Below are 4116 nucleotides of genomic sequence, written 5' to 3'. Positions count from 1 at the left end.
TATCACGGACCAGCGGCGAGCAGCCCGAGCGGCACAGCGGGAAGTAGCTGCAGGGCCTGCCGTACTGGAAGCACTGCGATGTGTTCTGGTACCAGGAGTTGCGGCGGCGGGCGTCGAGGAAGTTCTGGGTCAGCTCCCAAAGCTCGGCCTGGAGCTCGGCGAAGCGGTCGCGGGAGATGTAGATGACCTCCCTGTGAAACATCCCCTGCTCGTCATACTTGGCAGCGAGCCGCGCCTGGAATTCGTCGTCGGTTTCCGGCATACGGCGCTTTGCCGAGGATTTTCCGGTCTTGGACTTGGCGATTAGCGCGGCGTGGCGGGATTCAAACTCGGCCTCGGTCTCGCCCCTTGACTGCTGGAGCCTGGCCTTGAGGATGATGTTGTAGAGGACGCCGGCGATGCGCAGGCCGAGAGCCTGTTCGACGTACCAGGAGTACAGCGTGATCTGAAAATCGGTCCACAACCGCTCGATGTATCCCGAGTCGAGCTGCGACGCGGTCTTGTGCTCCAGCAGGAAGTGGTCGTCGCCGATCCTGACGAGGCCGTCGATTTTGCCTGCCAGGGTGAAGCTGCGCGACGTTGCACCGGTCGCCGGGTTGACGATCTCGCCCTCAAACTTCTTTTCCAGTTCGACGACTTCGAACTCTTCAGCCGGATACCGCGTGGCGTAGCCCCGCATAATCGCCGTGGCCAGATGCCAGTCGCGCTGCTGATCCTCGTCGGCCGCGCGGTTCGGATACGAGCGGTCGATCAGGTCGAGCACCTGGGCGAGGTCGCGGTCCCGATGCCAGCATTCAAGGAACTGATGAATCGCCGAGCCGAACCTCAAATTGGGATCGAATGTCAGCGGTACGAGATAATCGAGGTAGCGCAGCTTGCACGCCATGCGGCAGTTGCGGAACGCGCTCCACATCGAATACGTGGACGTCATGCGCGGATTGGTCATGAGGCTTTTTCCTTTCGGGATCGAGCGGACAGGCCGAGGCCACTGGAGATGAATGTGTCCACAGGAATTGGGTCACCGTCGGCCGTGAACTCCGGCACCGGAATAGAGACGCTGAAGGTGTCGCCGTCCGCGGCCGCGCGCTTTGTCCGGTGGGGCTTCGCGCCGGCTTCCTTGTCCTTGCGCCCGACTCCCCAGAACAGATCGACGCGGCGGAACTCGCCGTAGCGCAGGCTTTTGCAGGTCACCAGGTCCGCGAACAGCGTCTGGACCCGGCGGCTGTTCTTGCCGCGCGTACGGATTATCATCTGCGTGGGTGAGGTCTCGATAACCTGGTATTTGCGGCCAGGCTTGAGATCGCCCTTGATGGCATGGGCTTGGAAGTGCTCCATGATGAACTTTTGTAATGCCGCAGTACTCATTGTCTTCTCGCGCTGTTGCCTCCTATTCTTAAAAGCAGGCCGGGGTGTGTTTCGTGACACTTTTTTTTGAGAAATCTTTTGCTGGCCCTGTTTCATGGCGGTTTTGTTCTCCTACTCTTAAAAGCACCTCACCCCCTCCGACGTGACATAAAAAGTTGGAAGTTTTTTTTGTAGCGCAGTCTCTTGATGGCTCTGTGGAACCGCTGTCTGGCGGTTACCTCTTTGATTCCGAGATGTTGGGAGAGGGCGACAAACGAGCGGCCCTGGACCAGCCGGCCAATTACCAGCTCAATGTCAGTGATCCTGAGTTTGGGCACGGAGCGTAGGATTTCGTACAGTTTCGGTATGTCCGAATCTGTTAAATCCTGTTCCCCGGCCGCGCTGTCCCGGGAAATGGCCGGCGATGCCGTGGGGGCGGTTTCCGCCAGGTACATGTGCTTGATCTTGCGGCGGACATTGAGCTGGAGCGTGGCCGCCACCCTGCTGCGGGCCTCGAAATCCCAGGTCTCGATTTCCAGGTGAAACGCCCAGAAGATGTCGTTGGTTAGTCTGGCAGCGGGATTGCGAGTATTGCGGACATGTGGGAGCAGGGCATGGAAAACCCGGTCGAGCGCCGGGAACAGGGCCACGAACAGCACGGCGCGGACACTGGCGAACAGGTCTGGAAAATCATGGGTACATTGAATTAGCGCGGCCAGGATGCGATTTTTCTGCTCCGCATCGCCAGCCGTCCGATCGTGCAGAAACTCGAGCAGCTCGTCCGCGCATGAAAACCGATCCAGCGACTCTTGGGCCGCGCGGATTGTGTGAAAATTGTGGTGAGCCTTTTGGCCCAGCTCCTGCCGCAGAGACTGCCATGGATGCAAGACGCCGACCTCTTAGGCCGGGCGTCGAGCACCTCGCAGAACCTACGAATGGGCGTCTAGCGCCTCTGGGGATTTTTAATTACTGCGTAACAGGCTTCTTAATTGCTGCCGATTTCACCTTTAACTCATTGAGCCGCGAGCACTTGGGGCAGACGGCTTCGATCAAGGTCGTGCCGTTGCTGACCGTCGCGGTGTACTGGCTTTTTCGCACGCGGAAATTGACTCTGCCGTCGGCAAACGTGCCCAGCAGTTTGCCGCAGTTCTCACACGACCATCTTCTGCACATGGAGGTCTCCCGTTGCATAACGTCCGCGTTTGCGGACAAACCATCAAACGCGCAGCTAGACCGCTACGCCTAAACGGAAAAAGGCCCGCCCCCCTGCGGCATTTCTACCCGGGAGTGGGCCTTAGTTCACGGGAGCTGATCTCCCGTGGTGAAGGTATCTCAACCCTTCAGGGTTGTTTCTTTACATGCGAGGGCGGCTGACCCTCAGTGGCTGTAGGCGCGAAAAACTCCGATCACTTTCCCCTGGATGCGAACGCGCCGGGCATCTAACAGTATTGACTCCATGGTCGGGTTGGCGGGGCGCAACTCCACTTTCCGGCCACGGCGATAGATCATCTTGATCGTTGCTTCCTCTGTATCGACCAGCACCAGGGCGGGGCTGCCGTTCTCGACCTCCTCCTGCTGGCGGATGATCGCCATGTCGCCGTCCAGGATTCCGGCCTCGATCATGCTGTCGCCCTGGACCTTCAGCGCGAACACTCGCTCGCCCTTGATCAGCGAGCCGTCCACAGCCAAGTGCCCCTCGTGACTCTCGAAGGCCAGGGTAGGCTGCCCAGCGGTGGTAAGACCCATGATCGGAATCGAGCGCGGAGTGAACGCCTCCTGCTCGAGCAGCCGGATTCCGCGGGCTCGGCTCTTGACCCGCTCGATCACGCCCTTGGACTCCAGCACGCTGACGTGCTCCTGCGCCGTGGAGATGCCGATGCCGAAGTGCTGTCCGATTTCGAGCAGCGTAGGCGGCGCGCTCCGTTCCTGGATGCGCTGCCGAATCAGCTCGACGATTTCGCGCTGGCGTTTGGGCAGGTTGCTCATCTGTGTCCATCCATCTGGCCGGGACGATATGCCGGAACAAGTTACGGGTCAAGAGGCTAAGAAAAAAATAGTGTCACGTTTCGGGGGGTGGACTGCTTTTAAGAGTAGGAGGGCATCAGACGATGAATCCAACTACTCCCCACCGGCACAATCATCAGCAAGATGGTGGATTTAATGAACTTTGCTCGATCCTGGCCCGGGGTTACCTGAGGATGTCTTTGAAAAACCAGCAGTTAAACAGAACTCCCTTGACTGTTCCGCGCACCGAAGTGAGTGATCGAACCGCGCCTGACTGGTTGACACCAGGCAAGAAAGGAGAACCCGCATGACCGATTCGATCCCGGCCCAGATCGAGGCCCTGCTCCACATGACAGTGGGCGAACTGCAGGCCAAGTACCTCGATGTTTTCGGCGAGGAGACCCGCGGCCGCCACAAGCAGTACCTGTTCAAAAAGATCGCCTGGCGAATTCAGGAGCTGGCCTTTGGTGGCCTGTCGGAACGAGCCAAGCGGCGGGCCGCCGAACTCGTGGACGACACCCGGGTACGCATCAGGCCGCCGAAAAGCCTACCTCTCGAGGACCCTGGAAAAAAGATCGTCAAGCTGAAGAGCGGCTCGCGGGACCGCAGGCTGCCGCTTCCCGGCACGGTGATCACCAGGGGGTATGGGGATGAAACCCATCGGGTAAAGGTCCTGGAGCACGGCTTCGAGTACCAGGACAAGCCGTATCGCTCGCTGTCGGCGGTGGCCCGAGCAATCACGGGCTCGCACTGGAACGGGTTCCTGTT

The 4116-nt window shown here is 59.5% G+C and carries 6 protein-coding genes; 1 reads left to right on the top strand and 5 read right to left on the bottom strand.

The genetic code is table 11. The annotated features are described in order from the left end of the window. The 5 genes from P9M14_12835 to lexA all read right to left on the bottom strand — a co-directional run. Nucleotides 1-946: PD-(D/E)XK nuclease family protein (locus P9M14_12835; protein ID MDP8256629.1), on the bottom strand; the 946-nt coding region annotated here is incomplete at its 3' end. Continuing rightward, nucleotides 943-1365, bottom strand: coding sequence for a hypothetical protein (locus P9M14_12830; GenBank protein ID MDP8256628.1), 423 nt, complete (start codon nt 1363-1365; stop codon nt 943-945). The genes P9M14_12830 and P9M14_12835, both read right to left, overlap by 4 nt. A 128-nt stretch (nt 1366-1493) precedes the next feature. Next, nucleotides 1494-2231, bottom strand: a complete 738-nt coding sequence (locus tag P9M14_12825; protein ID MDP8256627.1) for a hypothetical protein — start codon at nt 2229-2231, stop codon at nt 1494-1496. Between the two features lie 79 nt (nt 2232-2310). Continuing rightward, on the bottom strand, nt 2311-2517 hold the full coding sequence (locus P9M14_12820; GenBank protein MDP8256626.1) for a hypothetical protein: 207 nt from the start codon (nt 2515-2517) through the stop codon (nt 2311-2313). Between the two features lie 204 nt (nt 2518-2721). Further along, a complete protein-coding gene (gene lexA / locus P9M14_12815; GenBank protein MDP8256625.1) occupies nt 2722-3330 on the bottom strand; it encodes a transcriptional repressor LexA in 609 nt (202 codons plus the stop codon). Between the two features lie 325 nt (nt 3331-3655). On the opposite strand from lexA, the gene P9M14_12810 reads away from it, so the two are divergent. Continuing rightward, a partial coding sequence (locus P9M14_12810) for a DUF2924 domain-containing protein (GenBank protein MDP8256624.1) occupies nt 3656-4116 on the top strand: 461 nt, incomplete at its 3' end.

The organism is Candidatus Alcyoniella australis, assembly GCA_030765605.1.
Classification (GTDB): Bacteria; Lernaellota; Lernaellaia; order JAVCCG01; family Alcyoniellaceae; genus Alcyoniella; species Alcyoniella australis.
This window is presented reverse-complemented; position numbering and strand designations above follow the sequence as displayed.